Origin of the sequence: Mitsuaria sp. PDC51, from assembly GCF_900113225.1 — a bacterium.
GTDB lineage: Bacteria > Pseudomonadota > Gammaproteobacteria > Burkholderiales > Burkholderiaceae_C > Roseateles.
This window is the reverse complement of the sequence record NZ_FOZE01000001.1, coordinates 1,930,899-1,946,432: the sequence shown is the minus strand read 5'-3', so window position 1 is coordinate 1,946,432 and position 15,534 is coordinate 1,930,899. Positions and strand designations below refer to the sequence as shown.

General features: G+C 71.6%; 15 protein-coding genes. 7 read left to right on the top strand and 8 right to left on the bottom strand.

Annotation, left to right across the window (positions count from 1 at the left end; genetic code table 11):
• Position 1: 1 nt before the first annotated feature.
• A complete protein-coding gene (tolR, locus tag BM393_RS08535; RefSeq protein ID WP_091724360.1) occupies positions 2-442 on the top strand; it encodes a protein TolR in 441 nt (146 codons plus the stop codon).
• A 34-nt stretch (positions 443-476) separates the two neighbouring features.
• Positions 477-1,379 carry a cell envelope integrity protein TolA gene (tolA, locus tag BM393_RS08530; protein ID WP_091725231.1) on the top strand — a complete coding sequence of 301 codons (903 nt, stop codon included), beginning with the start codon at positions 477-479 and terminating at the stop codon, positions 1,377-1,379.
• Here tolA and BM393_RS08525 read toward each other — a convergent pair.
• From BM393_RS08525 to BM393_RS08510, 4 genes are all read right to left on the bottom strand, one after another.
• Positions 1,357-2,232 carry a hypothetical protein gene (locus BM393_RS08525; protein WP_091724359.1) on the bottom strand — a complete coding sequence of 292 codons (876 nt, stop codon included), beginning with the start codon at positions 2,230-2,232 and terminating at the stop codon, positions 1,357-1,359. The two genes, tolA and BM393_RS08525, sit on opposite strands and share 23 nt — an antisense overlap.
• A complete protein-coding gene (locus BM393_RS08520) occupies positions 2,219-3,178 on the bottom strand; it encodes a DUF692 domain-containing protein (RefSeq protein ID WP_141225261.1) in 960 nt (319 codons plus the stop codon). The genes BM393_RS08525 and BM393_RS08520 overlap by 14 nt, the downstream gene beginning before the upstream one ends.
• Positions 3,175-3,447 carry a hypothetical protein gene (locus tag BM393_RS08515; RefSeq protein WP_091724357.1) on the bottom strand — a complete coding sequence of 91 codons (273 nt, stop codon included), beginning with the start codon at positions 3,445-3,447 and terminating at the stop codon, positions 3,175-3,177. The genes BM393_RS08520 and BM393_RS08515 overlap by 4 nt, the downstream gene beginning before the upstream one ends.
• 225 nt (positions 3,448-3,672) lie before the next feature.
• Complete coding sequence (locus BM393_RS08510; protein ID WP_091724356.1) at positions 3,673-4,335, bottom strand: LysE family translocator; 663 nt, start codon at positions 4,333-4,335, stop codon at positions 3,673-3,675.
• A 132-nt stretch (positions 4,336-4,467) separates the two neighbouring features.
• Between BM393_RS08510 and BM393_RS08505 the strand changes: the two genes are divergently transcribed.
• Positions 4,468-5,430 (top strand): YafY family protein, encoded by a 963-nt coding sequence (locus BM393_RS08505; RefSeq protein WP_091724355.1) that lies wholly within the window; start codon positions 4,468-4,470, stop codon positions 5,428-5,430.
• Between the two features lie 9 nt (positions 5,431-5,439).
• On the opposite strand, the gene pcp is transcribed toward BM393_RS08505, so the two are convergent.
• Entirely contained in the window at positions 5,440-6,078 is a 639-nt protein-coding gene (gene pcp, locus BM393_RS08500) for a pyroglutamyl-peptidase I (RefSeq protein WP_091724354.1), read from the bottom strand.
• Between the two features lie 158 nt (positions 6,079-6,236).
• Between pcp and BM393_RS08495 the strand changes: the two genes are divergently transcribed.
• Complete coding sequence (locus BM393_RS08495; RefSeq protein WP_091724353.1) at positions 6,237-8,777, top strand: GspE/PulE family protein; 2,541 nt, start codon at positions 6,237-6,239, stop codon at positions 8,775-8,777.
• 129 nt (positions 8,778-8,906) lie between these two features.
• On the opposite strand, the gene BM393_RS08490 is transcribed toward BM393_RS08495, so the two are convergent.
• On the bottom strand, positions 8,907-10,193 hold the full coding sequence (locus BM393_RS08490) for a 3-deoxy-D-manno-octulosonic acid transferase (RefSeq protein WP_091725229.1): 1,287 nt from the start codon (positions 10,191-10,193) through the stop codon (positions 8,907-8,909).
• Positions 10,194-10,236: 43 nt separating this feature from the next.
• Positions 10,237-11,625, bottom strand: coding sequence for a phosphomannomutase/phosphoglucomutase (locus BM393_RS08485; RefSeq protein ID WP_091724352.1), 1,389 nt, complete (start codon positions 11,623-11,625; stop codon positions 10,237-10,239).
• Between the two features lie 194 nt (positions 11,626-11,819).
• On the opposite strand from BM393_RS08485, the gene BM393_RS08480 reads away from it, so the two are divergent.
• Genes BM393_RS08480 through BM393_RS08470 form a run of 3 tightly spaced genes read left to right on the top strand, consistent with a single transcriptional unit; the run spans position 11,820 to position 14,823 of the window.
• Positions 11,820-13,355 (top strand): DNA-3-methyladenine glycosylase 2 family protein, encoded by a 1,536-nt coding sequence (locus BM393_RS08480; protein WP_091724351.1) that lies wholly within the window; start codon positions 11,820-11,822, stop codon positions 13,353-13,355.
• Complete coding sequence (locus tag BM393_RS08475; RefSeq protein ID WP_091724350.1) at positions 13,352-13,936, top strand: methylated-DNA--[protein]-cysteine S-methyltransferase; 585 nt, start codon at positions 13,352-13,354, stop codon at positions 13,934-13,936. Before BM393_RS08480 ends, BM393_RS08475 begins: the two co-directional genes overlap by 4 nt.
• On the top strand, positions 13,933-14,823 hold the full coding sequence (locus BM393_RS08470) for a DMT family transporter (RefSeq protein WP_091724349.1): 891 nt from the start codon (positions 13,933-13,935) through the stop codon (positions 14,821-14,823). Before BM393_RS08475 ends, BM393_RS08470 begins: the two co-directional genes overlap by 4 nt.
• Here the strand turns inward: BM393_RS08470 and BM393_RS08465 are convergent.
• Positions 14,786-15,376: a TetR/AcrR family transcriptional regulator gene (locus tag BM393_RS08465; protein WP_091724348.1), complete on the bottom strand. Its 591-nt coding sequence runs from the start codon at positions 15,374-15,376 to the stop codon at positions 14,786-14,788. The genes BM393_RS08470 and BM393_RS08465 overlap by 38 nt on opposite strands.
• Between the last annotated feature and the right edge of the window lie 158 nt (positions 15,377-15,534).

The following is a 15,534-nucleotide window of genomic DNA, read 5'->3' as shown; positions in this document are numbered from 1 at the left end:
CATGCCCGCGATGTCCTCCCGCGGCGGCTCGCGCCGCCGCACGATGAACGAGATCAACATGGTCCCCTTCATCGACGTCATGCTGGTGCTGCTGATCATCTTCATGGTCAGCGCGCCCCTCATCACCACCGGCGTCGTCGACCTGCCCAGCGTCGGCACCGCCAAGACCCAGCCGCAGCACGTGATCCAGGTGATCGTGGGCACCGACGAGCAGCTCAAGCTCAAGCTCGACGGCGACCAGGATCCGTCGCCGGTGCCGCTCAAGGCGCTGGCCGCGCGCGTCCGGGACGCGCAGAAGGGCGACGCGGCCACGCCGGTCGTGATCTCCGCCGACCGCAACGTGAAGTACGAGGCCGTCGTCAAGACGATGGACGTGCTGCAGCGCGCGGGCATCCAGCGGGTCGGGCTGGCCGTGAAGAACGGCGCCCCGGCCGATCGCTGAGATCGGGAAGCGGCCCCAGACGATGAGCAACGCGATGGACATCGCCTCCCGATTCCACCCCGAACGCGATCCGCTGCGTCCTCCGCCGGCGCCGGGCCTGGGCCGCGGCTTCAGCTTCGCGGTCGTCGCGCACGTGCTGCTGGTGGTGGCGCTGAGCTTCGGCGTGAGCTGGCGCTCGACGCCGGTGCCGGCGCTCGAGGCGGAGCTGTGGTCGGCCGTGCCCCAGGCCGCCGCGCCCAAGGAACAGCTGCCGACCGACCCTCAACCCGAGCCGCCCAAGCCGCAGCCCGAGCCGCCGAAGCCGCAGCAGCCCACGCCCCAGGAGGTCCAGGCGCAGCGCGACGCGGACATCGCGATCGCCAAGGCCAGGGAGCGCAAGCAGAAGGAAGAGCAGGAGCAGCGCGAGGCCGAGGAAAAGCGCAAACAGGACCAGCGCCGCAAGGACGAGGCCGAGCAGAAGGAGCGCGACCGCAAGGCCAAGGAAGAGCAGGCGAAGAAGGACGAGGCCAAGGAGAAGGCCGACAAGGCCAAGACCGAGAAGGCCCGCAAGGACGCGGAAGCCCGCGCCGAGGCGCAGCGCCAGGAGAACCTGCGGCGCATCCAGGGCATGGCCGGCGCCAGCGGCGGACCGACCTCGACCGGCACGGCGCTGAAGAGCTCCGGCCCGTCGGCCAACTACGCGGGCCGGATCAAGGCCCGCGTGCGGCCCAACATCATCTACGCCGACCCGGGCGGTCCGTCCAACCCCGAGGCCGAGGTCGAGGTCCGCGCCGGCCCGGACGGCACGATCGTGGCGCGCAAGATCGTCAAGTCCAGCGGCCTGCCGGACTTCGACGGCGCGGTGCTGCGCGCGCTCGACAAGACGGAGAAGCTGCCGACGGACACCGACGGCACCGTGCCGCGGGTGATGATCATCACCTTCCGACCCCGCGAGTGAACCGCAGGGGGAACGCGACGCCGTAGGCGTCGGCGCCCCCGCCCTGCTCGACCGTCTCGACCCGCGCCATCCAGCCGCGCGTCATCGCCACCGGCAGCCAGGCGCTGAAGTCGAAGGCGGCGCCAGCCAGCTGGAGTGCGCGCTCGAGGTCATGACCGGCCAGGAGCGCCTCGAACCAGCGCAGCGCGGCGGCGTCGATCGCCATCGCGCGGCCCTGCCAGCCGTCGCGCCAGACGACCACCGCCTCGCGCGCGCCGATGCCGAAGCTCTCCGTCGGCAGCTCGAGCAGCCCGCGCAGCGAGGGCGCGTGGCAGCGATGCAGCGCCACATGGTCCGCCAGCACCAGCCGCACCGCCGCGGCGGGCAGTCGTCCCAGCAGCACCAGCGAGCCCGGATCCCGCCCCGGCTCCGGCAGGCGCTCGACCTGATGCAGGTTCCATTCGAGGCGCGCCAGCGCGGTCCACAGCGGTGGCAGCCCGACCGCCTCGGCCTCGGCGAGCAGGCCGATGAGCGCCTCGCCCCAGGTGCCGAGGTCGCCCTGGACCGGCGGGTGACGGCGCCAGCAGGTCCAGGCCAGCGAGGCGAAGCTGCCTGCCTGGTGGGCTTCCATGCGCTCGCGCAGGCGCGGATAGACCCCGGCCAGCACGCGCTCGGCGCGGAGGCCGGCCTGGACGCGGTACAGCCGCAGCGCCTGGGCCAGGCCGCCCGGGAGCGCCGGCAGCGCATGCAGGCCGGCCGGCGCCAGGGCCAGCGCCTCGCCCTCGGAGGCCGCGAGCAGGGTGTCGGCCAGCCGGCCCTGGCGTTCGATCAGCTTGCGCTGCCCGTTCTGTTCGTCGCTCTCATGCCGCGTCATCGTCGGACTCCTGGAACTGGATGGGGAAGCTGTCCCGGCCGCGCCGGTCCTGCCGAGGTGGCGGCGGCGCGATCACCTCGCGGTCGAAGGCCTGCTGCTCGCGGCGCGCCCGCGCGACCTCCTCCGTCAGCGTCGCCAGCGGCGGCGCCGGACGGCCGCGGTCGATCACGGTCGGGCGGGCGCCGATGCGGCCCAGCGCGTGGCGGTAGAGCGACCAGACGTCCTCGCCGACCGGATCGCCCTGCCCGCCAAAGGCCACGCCCTGCGCCTGCGCATGGCCGGCCAGGTGGTACTGGCCGACGACGGCCGGATCGATCTCGTCCAGCCAGGCGATGCCGGCCCGCACGATCGCCTCGTCCCGATGACCGCGGTTGATCGCAGTGACGACCAGGCTGTCCAGGTTGACCAGCACCCCGCAACCGGTGCGCCGCGCCAGCGCATTGAAGAACGCGGGCTCGCTCAGCGTGTCCTCGTCCCACGCGAGGCAGGCCGCGATCGGCTCGATCAGGATCTGCCGCCCCAGCGCTTCCTGCGCCGTGTCGACATGGTCGGCCAGCAGCGACAGGCTGCGTTCGCTGAAGGGGATCGGCAGCCGCGCATGCAGGTGGATGGGCGCTCCGGGTCGATGCACGCGGTTGAAGCAGGCGTATTCGGACACCGCGCCCGGCCGCACCGCGTCCACCAGCTCCCTCACCTGCCGCAGGTGGCCGCCGTCGATGCCGACCGCCGAGCCCAGCCCCAGGCCCGCGCCGTGCAGGCTCACCGGGAACCGGCGCGCGGCGTCCAGCAGCAGCTGGCGGGCCGCGCCGCCGGGCGACAGGAAGTCCTCGGTGAGGACCTCGAGGAAATCGATGCCGGGCGCGCCGCGGACCATCACCTCCTGGTAATGGGGCTGCCGCCACGCGACGCCCACGGCGACCGGCCACAAGGGGGCGCCGGACCTCACGATGCCGCCTTCGCGCCGCCACGGCCCTCGGCGCCGATGGACCCGGGGCCGATCCCGCTCGTCACGCGGGCCGGTGCTGCGGGGAGGTATTGCCAGTCGCTCGGCAGTTGACCGATCGCCGCCTCGACTGACAGATCTTCATGATTGTTCTGACTTGCCTTGATGAGGCCATACCACCTCTTGGTGTCGCGACCGTCAGGCGCATGGGCCGAGGTGCCCGCCGCCAGCGCGGCCGTCAGCGCGGCGAGGATGATGTGGCGTGTGGTCATGAACAACTCCGATGGGACGGGGCCTGGCCCCGCGAGGGTGGATGGATCGGCGCGTCGCCGGATCTCGTCGATCCGCCGGCCACGCGCCGGGGCCCTCAGTTGTCGACCTCTCCCACGCGTTTGGCGTCGGGTCGGAGTTCATTGACAAGGATCAAGCGCATTGACGCCGTCGCCCCACGCCGACGACACGCTGCGACACGCCGTCCGCGCCCGTCGCCGCCGGCCTCAGCCCAGCGCGACCATCCCCGCCTGGTGCCAGGCCTGCCACGCGGTATAGAGCGCCGTGACCCACAGCAGCAGTCCCACGCCGCGCAGCAGCAGGCGCTGGCGCCGCAGTCCGGCGGCGTCGGCGGTGCCGAGCCGGCGACGCCCGCCCGCGGCCAGCCAGGCCAGCCCGCCGTAGACGCCGATCTGCGTCGCGGCGGTGACGATGCCGATCGCGCCGAGCTGCAGCGCCAGCCCGCCGCGCTCGGGATGCACGAACTGCGGCAGCACCGCCAGGCTGAAGAGGTAGGCCTTGGGATTGAGCAGGTTGGTCAGCATCGCGCCGAAGAAGGCCGAGTGCGCCCGCGGCCCGTCCACCGGCCGCGCCTGTGTGGCGCTGGGTTCGGCGCGCATCAGGCCCCAACCGAGCCAGCCGAGGTAGATCGCGCCGGCGACCAGCATGATCGTGAACGCGCCGGGCAGCGTCTGCAGCAGCAGGGCCAGGCCCATCGCGCCCATCGCGAGGTGGCAGAACGCCCCCGCGACGACGCCGCCCAGCGCCGCCAGGCCCGCGCGCAGTCCGCCGGTCAGGCTGTGCCCGACGACGAAGGCCATGTCCATGCCCGGGATCAGCACGATGCCGAGCACCAGGGCGAAGTAGAGCGTCAGATCGGCGGGATTCATTCGAGGGTCTCCTGGTTGGGGGGCGGCTGTGGCGCCCAGACAGCGCACGAGGCGCGGAATGGCACGCAGCCTAGGGCCGATATAGGACGGATCCAGCCCTATATCGAACGCAGGGGCCGTAGACTCGCCGGCATGTCGCTCCCCGCCTCCCGGATCCTGGCCTTGCTCGAGCTGCTGCAATCGCGTGGGCAGCTTGACGGCGCCGCCATCGCCGCCGAGCTGCAGGTCGAGCGCCGCACCGTGCGGCGCTACATCGTGGCACTGGAGGCGCTGGGCATCCCCGTCGACCGCGAGCGCGGCCGCTTCGGCGGCTACCGCCTGGCGACCGGCTTCCGCTTGCCGCCGCTGATGTTCAGCGAGGACGAGGCGCTGGCCCTGGGCCTGGGACTGCTCGCCGCGCGGCAGCTGGGACTGGCCGACACCGCGCCGGCGGTCGCCAGCGCGCAGGCCAAGCTCGAACGCGTGCTGCCCGCGGCGCTCAAGCAGCGCCAGCGCGGCATCGCCGAGCGCGTGGCCCTCGACCTGCAGCCGGCCGTGCCCGCGAACCCGGCGGCGCTGTCGACGCTGGGCGCGGCGGCCTTGGCGCAGCAGCGCGTGGCGATGCGCTACCGCGACATGCAAGGCCGGCTCAGCGAGCGGCCGTTCGATCCCTACGGACTGGGCTACCGCGGCGGGCGCTGGTATGCGGTGGGCCATTGCGGGCTGCGGCGGGCGCTGCGCTCGTTCCGGCTGGACCGGATCGAGTCGGTGGATCCGCTGCCGCAGAGCTTCGGCCGCCCGGAGGGCTTCGACGTGCTCGCGCACCTGAACGCCTCGCTGGTCGAGATGCCACGCGCCCATGCAGTGCGGGCGCTGGTGCAGGCGCCGCTGGAGGCGCTCACGCGCCAGCCGCTAGCCGCGATCAGCAGCCTGGAGCAGCAGGAGGACGGCGTGCTGCTGCGCTGCCAGGCGGATGAACTGCCCTGGATGGCGCTGTCATTCGCCGCCCTGCCCTTTCCGTTCCGCATCCTGGAGCCCGATGCGCTCGCGCGTGAGATCGCCTCGCATGCGAGGCAACTCCTGACCCTCGCCGGTCAGGCGCCGGCCCCCGACTGAGCCAGCCGCTCAGTCGAGCTGCCCGCCGCCGACGCGGGCTTCCTCGGCCGTCACGGCCAGTTCGAGGGCCAGCCGCGTGGCCGCGACCAGCGTCGGCAGGGGCAGGCTGGGAGCGCCGGGATGGCGTGCCGCCTGCTCGGGCAGGTAGGGAATGTGCATGAAGCCGCTGCGAACAGGGCGTTCCTTCACCAGATGCTGCAGTCCGTAGAACAGGTGATTGCAGACGAAGGTGCCGGCGGTCTGCGACACCGACGCCGGAAATCCCGCTTCCCGCAGTCCCGCCACGATCGCCTTGATCGGCAGCGTCGAGAAGTAGGCGGCCGGCCCGCCCGGGACGACCGGTTCGTCGATGGGCTGGGCGCCGGCGTTGTCGGGGATCCGGGCGTCGTCGACGTTGATGGCCACCCGCTCCAGCGACAGGTCGCAGCGCCCGCCGGCCTGGCCGATGGCCAGCACCACCGACGGCTTCACCCGCGCCAGCGCCTCGTCCAGCCGCGTCAGCGCCTCGCCGAAGACGCAAGGCAACTGGACCGCCACCACGCGCGCGCCGGCAATCGCCTCGCCGTTGAGCGCTCGCGCCAATTCCCAGGAGGGGTTGATGGTCTCGCCGCCGAACGGCTCGAACCCGGTCACCAGCACGTTGTTCATGGTCGGCGAGTCTAGCCGGGCGGACAGCTGGGGCCAGCGACGAGCCAGGCCGGATAGGCAGGCACGCCGCCTGCTTATCCGAGTAGTGGGCCCACCACAAACGAGTTACTCTCCCGCCCTATATCTGCCTAGACACAGAACTCCGCGGAGACCGCCTGATGACCGACCCGTCCGTGCCGCTGCAATGGCCTCAAGCCCAGCCGTCCGCCTCGCCGGCGGCTGAGGTGGCACCGCTGTTCGAGTGGCCGACGCCCCCCTTCGCCGCCTACCCCCGGCCGCGCACCCAGCGCGAGCCGCAGGCCTGCGAGATCCTCGGCCTGAACGGCAGCCGCACCGTCGGCAAGGTGATCCTCATGGTGCCGGGCGAACGCCTGGCGCAAGTCGTGGTGCCGCCGGCGCGCAACGCGATGCCGCTGAAGTTCTCGCAGTTCAAGGCGCTCAAGCTGCTGCACGCGATCGAGGTGCCACCGCGCGATCCCGCCACCGCCAACGACCCGCTGTCGCTGGACCAGCGCCCGCGCAGCGAGTTCAAGCTGGTCTACCAGGGCGGCGAGGAGCAGAAGGGCACGACCATCGGCCATCACGAGACCGACCTGGGCCTGTTCCTGTTCCCGCCGGTCAGCGAGACCAGCGACTGGGTGCGCTGCATGTTCGTGCCGCGCGAGGTGCTGGTCAGCTTCGAGGTCGGCGAGCGCATCGGCGACCTGCTGGTGCGCCAGCAGGTGGCGACGCAGGAACAGGTCGATGCCGCCGCCGGCGAGCAGCGCGACCTGCGCGATCGCCGCGTCGGCGACATCCTGGTGGCGCAGCACATCGTCTCGGCCGAGCAGCTGATGCTCGCGATCGAGCAGCAGGCCAAGATGCCGATGGTGCGCATCGGCGAAGCGCTGCTCGCGCTGGACCTGGTCACGCAGGCGCAGCTGGACGAGGCGCTGGCGCAGCAGAAGCAGGACCGCTCGGTGCCGCTGGGCGAGCTGCTGGTGCGCAAGGGCATCGTCACGCGCGCGCAGCTGCAGTCGGCGCTGGCCCGCAAAATGGGCTACCCGCTGGTGGACGCGGACAACTTCGCGATCGAGCCGGACGCGGTGCGCAAGCTGCCGTTCTCGGTGGCCAAGCGGCTGGAGGTGCTGCCGCTGGTGCTGCGCGACGGCCGCCTGATCGTCGCGATGGAAGACCCGACGCGGCGCGACTGCATCGACGAGGTCGAGTTCATCACCCAGCTCAAGGTCGTGCCGGCGCTGGCGCGGCTGGGCTCGCTGCAGTTCGCGATCCCGACCTCCTACGAACGCTTCGGCAGCCAGCCGGTCGCCAACCGCGACGGCGGTCTGCCGCCGCTGACGATGGACTTCGAGCTCGACAGCTCCGACAAGCTGATCGAGACGCTGGAGCGCGAAGGCCAGGAGCAGGTCGCCCGCGAGGCGGCGCGCGAGGAGGAGAAGGAACGCCAGATCGAGCAGAGCGACAACTCGCTGGTCCGGCTGATCAACACGATGATCATCGACGCGCACAACCAGAACGTGTCGGACATCCACATCGAGACCTATCCGGGCAAGGAGAAGGTCAAAATCCGCTTCCGCAAGGACGGCGTGCTGCAGCCCCACCTGGAACTGCCGCACACCTACCGCAGCGCGATGATCGCGCGCATCAAGATCATGTGCGACCTCGACATCTCCGAGCGTCGCAAGCCGCAGGACGGCAAGATCAACTTCGCGAAGTTCTCGGAGCGCCACAAGATCGAGCTGCGCGTGGCCACGATCCCGACCAACAACGGGCTCGAGGACGTGGTGATGCGGATCCTGGCCTCGGCCAAGCCGATCCCGATGGAGAAGCTGGGCTTCTCGGAACACAACCTGCGCGAACTCAAGGCGGCGTCGGAGCGGCCCTACGGCATGGTGCTGTGCGTGGGCCCGACCGGCTCGGGCAAGACGACGACGCTGCACTCGGTGCTGGCCAACATCAACACGCCGGAGCGCAAGATCTGGACGGCCGAGGATCCGGTCGAAATCACGCAGGCGGGGCTGCGGCAGGTGCAGGTCAATCCGAAGATCGACTGGACCTTCGCGAAGGCGCTGCGCGCCTTCCTGCGCGCGGACCCGGACGTGATCATGGTCGGCGAGATCCGCGACGAGGAGACCGCCGAGATCGCGGTCGAGGCCTCGCTGACCGGTCACCTGGTGCTGTCCACGCTGCACACCAACAGCGCGCCCGAAACCGTCACGCGCCTGCTGGACATGGGCATGGACCCGTTCAACTTCGCCGACTCTTTGCTCGCGGTGCTGGCCCAGCGGCTGGTGCGGCGCATCTGCCCGGCCTGCCGCAAGTCCGAGCCGATGCCCGAGGCGACGCTCAACGAGCTGCTCGACGACTACCTGCATGTGTTCTCGGCCGAGAACCGGCCGGCGCGTGAGTCGGTGCTGGCCGAGTGGAAAGGCCAGTTCGGCCAGCCCAACCTGCTGCATTACCACTCGCCGGGCTGCGACAAGTGCGACCACACGGGGTTCAAGGGCCGCGCGGGGCTGCATGAGCTGCTGACCGTGTCGCGGCCGATCCGGCGGCTCATCCAGACCGGCGGCCGGGCCGAGGAGCTGATGCACCTGGCCATGGCCGAGGGCATGCGGACACTGCGTCAGGATGGCATCGCGAAGGTGCTGCAGGGGGTCACGACGCTCGGTGAGGTTCGGTCGACGAGCAACCAGTAGAAGACGCCTGCAACGATCCGGGCGTTGGCCGCGATGGCATGAGGCCTTGGCGGCAAGCGCCAAAACCTCAAGCCATCCCGTCCCCGATCAGCACCGTCCTTCGACGGATTTGCGACCGAGGACGCCGGATCAGGCTGCAGCCAGTTTCAGGATGGGTGCGGCCATTCGCGCCGCAGCGCCGCGATGCGCGGCCGCGAAGGCCCTCGCAGCGTCCGCCATCTCTTGCCGCTCGCTGGGCTGCGTCAGCAGCGCGAGCGCCTGCGACAGGCCCTCGGTCAGCGTGGCTACGCGGCGCGCGGCGCCGGCCTGCAGCGACAGCTCCGCTGCCTCGGCGAAGTTGAAGGTGTGCGGGCCCATGAAGAGCGGAACGCCGCAGGCGGCCGTCTCGATGAGGTTCTGGCCGCCCAGCTTCTCGAAGCTGCCGCCCAGCAGCGCGACATCGGCCAGGCCGTAGTACAGCGCCATCTCGCGCATCGAGTCGCCCAGCCACACGTCCACCACGCCCGCGCTCAGGGGCGGCGTCGCGATGTCGCTGGTGCCGAAGGCGCTGCGGCGCGCGAGCGTCAGGCCGGCGTCCGTCACCATCGCGGCGATCTCGTCGAAGCGCTGCGGATGACGCGGCACGATGAGCAGCAGCGGTGAACCCGCTGGCGCCCTCGCCGCCTGTGCCGACTTCCAGGCCGCGAGCATCGCGGCCTCCTCGCCCTCGCGGGAGACCGCCAGCATCACCACCGGCCGGTTCAGGCCGGCGCGCCAGGTGCGTCCGCGCGCGAGCAGGGCCTCGTCGGGCTGCAGGTCGAATTTCAGGTTGCCGCTGACACGCACCTCGGCGACGCCGGCCTGGCGCAGCCGGTCGGCGTCCTCGGCGGTCTGCGCCAGCGCCAGGCGCAGGCTGCGCGCCGCGGGCGCCAGCAGCGCCTTGAACTTCTCGCCGCGGCGCAGGCTGCGCGCGGAGAGCCGCGCATTGGCCAGGACCATCGGCACGCCGGCCTTCAGCGCCTCGTGCTGGACGTTGGGCCAGATCTCGGTTTCCATCAGCACGCCGACCGCGGGCCGGGTGCGCCGCAGGAATCGCCGCACCGCGCCCGGCGTGTCGAAGGGCAGCCAGCGCTGCGTGTCGCCGTCGCGCAGCAGCGCGCGGCCGGCTTCCCGGCCGGTCGCCGTGGTGTGGGTGAGCAGCAGCCGCAGGCCGGGCCGCTCCCGCCGCAGCTGCTCGATGAGCGCCGCGGCGGCGCGTGTCTCGCCCAGCGAGACCGCATGGACCCAGATCGAGCCGGGTTCGATCGCCGCGCCGAAGCCGAAGCGTTCGGCCGGATGCACCGCGTAGAGCGGCTCCTGGCGGCCGCGCAGGAACAGGCGCAGGAAGTACGCCGGCGCGGCGAGCCTCAGCACCGTGCTGAAGACGCCGCGCGCCATGCGCTCCTTGAACGAGTCCGGCGTCACCGGCAGCGAGCGCCGCTCAATGGCCCGAGGTGAAGGTGATGTCCGGCTTCACGCGCGTGAGCTGCGCCAGGACTTCCTTCTGGATGCGCTCGAGCGCCTCCTGGGTGTGGCCCTCGAAGCGCAGCACCAGCACCGGCGTGGTGTTGGACGCGCGCACCAGGCCGAAGCCGTCGTCGTACTCGACGCGGATGCCGTCGATCGTGACGATCTCCTTGGCATTCGGGAACTCGGCGATTTCCTTGAGCTTGGCCACGACCTCGTGGTGCTCGCCTTCCTTGCAGGGGACGTTGAGCTCGGGCGTGTTGACGCTGTTGGGCAGGTCGTGCAGGACCTTGGACGGGTCCTCGCTGCGCGAGAGGATCTCCAGCATGCGCGCCGCCGTGTACATCGCGTCGTCGAAGCCGTACCAGCGCTCGGCGAAGAAGATGTGGCCGGAGAGTTCGCCGGCCAGCGGTGCGCCGGTCTCCTTGAGCTTGGCCTTGGCCAGCGAGTGGCCGGTCATCCACATCAGCGGCTTGCCGCCGTGCTCGCGGATCCACGGGGCCAGGCGCTGGGTGCACTTGACGTCGAAGATGATCTCCGAGCCCGGCAGGCGCTTGAGGATGTCCGCGGCGATCAGCATGATCTGGCGGTCCGGCATGATCATCGTGCCGTCCTTGGTGACGATGCCCAGGCGGTCGCCGTCGCCGTCGAAGGCCAGGCCCAGCTCGGCATCGGTGGCATGCACGACGCGCTTGAGGTCCTCGAGGTTCTCGGGACGCGAGGGGTCCGGATGGTGGTTGGGGAAGTCGCCGTCCACCTTGGAGAAGATGTCGATGACCTCGCAGCCCAGCGCGCGCAGGATGGCCGGGGCGGTCGCGCCGGGGATGCCGTTGCCGCTGTCGACGACGATCTTCATCGGACGCGCCAGCTTCGCATCGCGGACGATGCGCTGGGTGTACTCGGCGATGATGTCCATCGAGGCCACCCGGCCCTTGCCGGTGGCGTAGTCCTCGGCCTCGATGCGGCGCTTCAGGTCCTGGATCTGCTCGCCGTAGACGGCGGCGCCCTTGAGGACCATCTTGAAGCCGTTGTAGTCCTTGGGGTTGTGGCTGCCGGTGACCTGGATGCCGGAATTGCAGCCATGCTTGCCGCGCGTGGCGGCGACGTAGTACAGCATCGGCGTGGTGACGGCGCCGATGTCGACGACATCCAGCCCGGTTGACTTCAGGCCGCGGATCAGCGCATCCACCAGCGACGGGCCCGACAGGCGGCCATCGCGGCCGACGGCGACCGCCTTCTCGCCGAGCTTGAGCGCCTCGGTGCCGAAGGCCTTGCCGAGGTGCTCGGCCAGCGCCTCGTCCAGCGTCGTGCCCACGACACCGCGGATGTCATAGGCCTTGAAGATGGATGCGTGAACTTGCATGTGCGTCCTTGCAGGAATGGGTGATGGTTCAAAAACTGGGGCGCATTGTAGGCAGGCCCCATGCGGCGTTCGTGTAACCCGGTGCACGCAGGCAATTCGCGGACCAAGGGGCGCGCGGCCGGGCCCCGGCGGCCCGCAGGGACATGTCCGAAAACGGCCAGATCCGGCGCGGGCCGGCTCCTATCATCCTGGCCATGGACTTCCTCCTCGACCCCGACCACTGCTACCCCGCGCTGCTGGCGCGGGATGCGCGCTTCGACGGCCAGTGGTTCGTCGGCGTGACCTCCACCGGCGTGTACTGCCGGCCGATCTGCCGCGTGCGCACGCCGCGCCGGGAAAACTGCCGCTTCTTCCCGAGCGCCACGCTGGCCGAGGCCGCGCGCTTTCGCCCCTGCCTAAAGTGCCGCCCCGAACTGGCGCCCGCCGCACGCCCCTGGAGCACGATGGACGCCGCCGAGGTGCTGGCCCGGGAAGCGGCGCGCTGGCTCGACGAATGCGCGCCGGAAGAGGCCTCGCTGCCCGCGCTGGCCGCCCGCCTGGGCGTCAGCGAACGGCATGTGCGGCGCGTCTTCACCGCCGTGCACGGCGTGGCGCCGCTGCAGTACCTGCAGACACGCCGACTGCTGCTGGCCAAGCAGCTGCTGACCGACACCCGGCTGCCGATCGCCGAAGTCGCCCTGGCGGCCGGTTTCTCGAGCCTGCGCCGCTTCAACGCCGCCTTCCAGGAGCATTACCGCCTGAGCCCGACCGCGCTGCGCAAGGGCGGCGCCGAGGCCGAGGGCGCCCGGCCCGAGCGCCCGGCGGAGACCACCGAGCTGCGCCTGGACCTACGGCCGCCGCTGCTCGGCACCGAGCTGCTGCGCTTCCTGGCCGCCCGCGCGGTGCCTGGCGTGGAGCAGGTCGACGTGGCCGGCTTGTCGCTGGCGCGCAGCGTGCGGCTGACGCGGGCGGGCCAGCCCGACCTGCTGGGCTGGGTGGCGCTGCGCCTGAGCCCGGACGGCGCCGAGCGCCCGCAGGTGCGGGTGTCGCTGAGCCCCTCGCTGTGGCCGGCGATCGCGACGCTGATGCCGCGGCTGCGCCGCTGGCTGGACCTGGACGCCGACCCGCAGGCGATCGCCGCGGCGCTCGGCGAGACCCTGGGCCCGGCCGCCGAAGGCCTGCGGCTGCCGGGCTCGCTGGACCGCTTCGAGCTGGCGATCCGCGCGGTGCTGGGCCAGCAGGTGACGGTCGCCGCGGCGCGCACCCTGGCGACCCGCCTGATCGCGCGTTTCGGCGAGCCCCTGCCCGAGGCCGCCGATGCGCCGCCCGGCGTGACGCATGCCTTCCCGACGCCCGCCACGCTGGCCGCCGCGACGGTGGACGAGATCGCCACCCTGGGCATGCCCGGACGGCGCGCGCAGGCGCTGATCGACCTGGCGCGTCACTGGCCGACGCTGGCCTTCGCGCAGGGCCGCGGCACGGTGGAGGACGCCATCGCCGAGCTGGCCGCCCTGCCCGGCCTGGGCCCCTGGACCGCGCACTACATGCTGATGCGAGGCTGGAGCTGGCCGGATGCCTTTCTGCCGGGCGACGTGGTGCTCAAGCAATGCCTGGAGCAACGCGCCGGGCAGCCGTTGCGACCGCGCGAACTGGTCGCCGCCGCCGAGCATTTCGCCCCTTACCGCAGCTACGCCGTGTTGCAACTGTGGCGGGAAGCCGCGCTCAAACCCCGCAAAGGAACCACGCCATGAAGACGTCCACCGTCACGCACACCGCCTGGACCGAGGCCGACACCCCGCTGGGCCGCCTGCTGATCGCACGCAACGCCCAGGGGCTGTCGGGCCTCTGGTTCGAGGATCAGAAGTACCACCCCGGCACGATCGACGCGCCGCGCGACGACGCCGATCCGCTGCTGCGCGAGACCGTGGCCGCGATGACGGCCTACTTCGCCGGTCGCGACGCGGCCTCGACGCCACCATCGCTGCCGCCGATGGCACCGGCCGGCACCGCGTTCCAGCAAGCCGTCTGGCGCGCGCTGCTGGACATCCCGTCGGGCCTCACCGTGACCTATGGCGAGCTGGCCGCGCGCCTGGGCCGGCCGGAGGCGGTGCGCGCGGTCGCGGCGGCGGTCGGGCGCAATCCGGTGTCGGTGCTGATCCCGTGCCACCGCGTGCTGGGCGCCGACGGCAGCCTGACCGGCTACGCGGGCGGGCTGCATCGCAAGGAGGCCCTACTGACAATCGAGGGCGGTCTTCCGGCTACGCTTCGCCCCTCGCCGTCCGGCCCGCCGGCACGGCGCCACGACAACAACACACCAGGGGTATCCGCGTGAAGCGAAGCGATCTGATCGAACTGCTCGTCCTGGCCGCCATCTGGGGCGCGTCCTTCCTGTTCATGCGGCTGGCCGCGCCGGAGTTCGGCGCCGTGGCCACCGCGGCGGTGCGCGTCGCCGGCGCGTCGCTGTTCCTGCTGCCGCTGCTGGGCCTGCGCGAGGGCCTCGGCGACCTGCGTACCCACTGGAAGGGCCTGCTGCTGGTGGGCGTGCTCAACAGTGCCTTCCCGTTCGCGCTGTTCAGCTATGCCGCGCTGTCGATCAACGCCGGCCTGTCGAGCATCCTCAACGCCACCACGCCGATGTGGGGCGCGCTGGTGGCCTGGGCCTGGTTCGGGCAGCGCCTGGACGGCTCGCGGATGCTGGGCCTGGCGCTGGGCTTCGCCGGCGTGGTCCTGCTGGCCTGGGACAAGGCCTCGTTCAAGCCGGGCGGCAGCGGCTTCGCGATCGTCGCCTGCCTGATCGCCGCGCTGAGCTACGGCGTCGCCGCCAGCGCCACCAAGCGCTACCTCACCGGCGCCAGCCCGCTGGCCGTGGCCACCGGCAGCCAGTTCGCCGCCGCCCTGCTGCTGGCCGCGCCGGCCTGGTCGATGCGACCGGCGGCGATGCCCAGCGCGCACGCCTGGGGCGCGGTCGCGCTGCTGGCGCTGCTGTGCACCGGCGTCGCCTACATCCTGTTCTTCCGCCTGATGAAGCGGGTGGGGCCGACCAACACGATCTCGGTGACGTTCCTGATCCCGGTCTTCGGCCTGCTGTGGGGCTGGATCTTCCTGGGCGAGACCCTGAGCGCCAGCATGGCCGCCGGTTGCCTGGTGGTGCTGCTGGGCACCGCGCTGGCGGTGGGCGTGCTCAGGCTGCCTTCGACGACGCCGCCAGCGACGTCCTGAGGATCCGCTCCGACAGCCCCGGCGCCGCGCCCGCGCAGGCCCGCGCCAGCACCAGTCCGCCGACCATGGTGGCCAGCAGCCCGATCGCGCGGGCCTCATCCTCGGCGGTCGGCGTCTCGACCACCGTGCCATCGGGCCGGTGGGTCGCCAGTTCGTGGACATAAGCGCCGATGCCGGCGCTCATGGACTCGCGCAGCAGGCCGCCCTCGCGCGCCGCGTCCACGCCCAGCGCCGCCATCGGGCAGCCGCCGCCCGGCGTATCGCGGTGCGCGGCGCTGAAGTAGCGCTTCAGGAGCGGCCCCAGGTCGCCATCGTGCTTCTCGAGCTGCGTCGCCAGCCGGGACAGCGAGGCCTCAAAGGCCTGGTCGCAGGCCTCGGCCGCGAGCTCTTCCTTCGACGCAAAGCGCCCGTAGAAGCCGCCGTGGGTGAAGCCGGCCTCGCGCGAGATCTCCGCCAGGCCGACGCCGGCGATGCCGCGCTCGCGATATAGCTTGGACGCCGCGTCGACCAGCGCCTGGCGGTTGGCGGCCGATTGCTCTTTGGTGACTTTCATGATGCTCGGCATTGTAGGAAGCGCGCTCGGCCAGCGCGGCGACGGCACGCCGGAATCCTCGATTTTAAGTAGGGGCATCATTAAATCTGCGCTCGACTTCGGGAAGGCCGATACCATGCCGGCCATCATCAAAAACCGTCCCGACGGCGCCGCATGGC